Annotated in this window: 2 protein-coding genes; one reads left to right on the top strand and one right to left on the bottom strand. The window is 71.8% G+C overall.

All coding sequences use genetic code 11. From position 1 onward, the window contains the following. On the top strand, positions 1 to 994 hold a 994-nt coding region (locus tag ACFFJD_RS16735; RefSeq protein ID WP_382366236.1), incomplete at its 5' end, for an MFS transporter. Here the strand turns inward: ACFFJD_RS16735 and ACFFJD_RS16730 are convergent. Continuing rightward, positions 918 to 1,804: ComEC/Rec2 family competence protein (locus ACFFJD_RS16730; RefSeq protein ID WP_382366234.1), on the bottom strand; the 887-nt coding region annotated here is incomplete at its 5' end. The two genes, ACFFJD_RS16735 and ACFFJD_RS16730, sit on opposite strands and share 77 nt — an antisense overlap.

Genomic DNA, 1,804 nt, shown 5'->3' with positions numbered 1-1,804 from the left:
GCGCGCGGTGTTCATCGGGAGCTTCCCGGCGATCGCCGCCGCCACCGCCGCCTTCGGCCTCCTCGACGGGACCGCCGCGCGATTCTGCTGCATGCTGATCGCCGGCGCCGGTGCGGGCGCGGCCCAGACCACCGCCAGCGTGTTCATCGTCGAAGGTCGGCCGCGGAGCGAGTGGGGCGAGCGCATGGGCTGGCTGCGCCTTGCCTTCGGCGTCGGGCAGGTGGCCGGCCTGGCCGTGGCCGCGTACTTCGCGCACCGCCTGGAGGCCGGCTGGATCGTCGTCGGCGTCGTCATGGCCTTCGGCACGCTCCTGGCCGCGCTGCGGTTGCCGCGCATCGCCAAGGCACCGCCGACGGCGGACCCGACCGGTTCCGCACGGCATTCCCTGTCGCAGGCGCTGTTCAGTCAGTTCGGCGTGTTCCTGCTCTGCTGGTTGTTCGCCATGATCGGCCTGATGACCTTCTACAACGTCGTGCCGCTGATTCTGCGCGCCGCCTTCGACGTGGACCCCTCCACCACGTCGCTGGTGTTCATGGCCGGGTCCGCCATCGGCGCGGTGCTCTACCCGGTCTGCGGCGACCTCGACCGGCGCATCGGTTCGGCACGACTTCTCGCGATCGGTATCGGCGTCACCCTGATCGGCTTCCTCATCCTCGCCTCGGCCACCCTCGCGCACTCGACCACCGGCGCCGTGTTCGGCTGCCTCGCCCTCGTGCTGATCGCCACCGTCTATCCGTTCCAGTACGTCGGGGCCACCCTGTTGGCCGCCGAGATCGCCCCCGGCGGCGAAGGCTCGGCGATGGGCCTGTTCAACAGCGGGGTGGCCGCGGGCGCGGTGATCGGCGCGATCGTCCCGATGTTCCTGGCCAAGGTGGCCGGCTACGACAGTCTGCCGCTGTTCTCCCTCGGCGCCATGATCATCTCCGTCGCCTTCGGCCTCCCCCTCCTGCGCCACCTGCGCCGCTCGTCCCCCCAATCCTTCGCCCTCCCCTAAATACCTTCCCGATTGAGGATTCCGTTCCCGCGCACGTTGAGAAGGCGCGCGGGAACGGAATCCTCAATCGGGAGTGGGCGGCGCGCCATGCGAGCGAGGCGGAGAGGGCGAGGAGCACCAGCAGGGTGGCCGCCTGCCAGCCCGGCACCTGCGGCGCCGACCACGCCCACCCGCCGAGAGTGTCGGCGCAACCGATCAGCCACCACAGCTCCGGTCCGGTCGCCCGGAGCAACCACTCGGCGACCAGCGCCGCCACCCCGGACACCGAGCCCACCGCCCCCACCAGCGCCGCCGCCGTCCCCAACAGCGCGATCACCCCCACCGTCGGCGCCACCAGCACGTTCGCCGGCAACGACACCAGGCTCACCCGATCGGAGATCGCGATCACCAGCGGCGTGGTCAACACCTGCGCCGCCATCGTCATCGCCAACAGCACCGCCAGCGGCTCCGGCACCCGCCTCGCCATCCACCACCGCCGCAGCGGCGCCGCCCACAACACCAGACCGAGCGTTGCCGCCACCGACAGCGCGAAGCCCGGTCCCACCGCCATCTGCGGCCAGAACAGCAACACCACGACCACCGCGGTCCCGAGCGCGGGCAACGCCTGCGCCCGCCGCGCCGCCAGCGCCCCCACCAGGCCCACCCCGCCCATCACCGCCGCCCGCAACACACTGTCGGTGGGTCGCACCAACACCACGAAGCCGAGCATCGCCACCAACCCCATCGCCACCGTGAGCCGCGTCGACGCGCCCAGCAACCGCACCCCCAGCACCACCGCCCCGCACACCAGTGAGAAGTTGGCCCCGGAGA

Source organism: Gordonia phosphorivorans (genome assembly GCF_042432625.1).
GTDB lineage: Bacteria > Actinomycetota > Actinomycetes > Mycobacteriales > Mycobacteriaceae > Gordonia > Gordonia phosphorivorans.
Note: the sequence above shows the minus strand (reverse complement) of the source record. Positions and strands in the feature narration are given on the sequence as shown.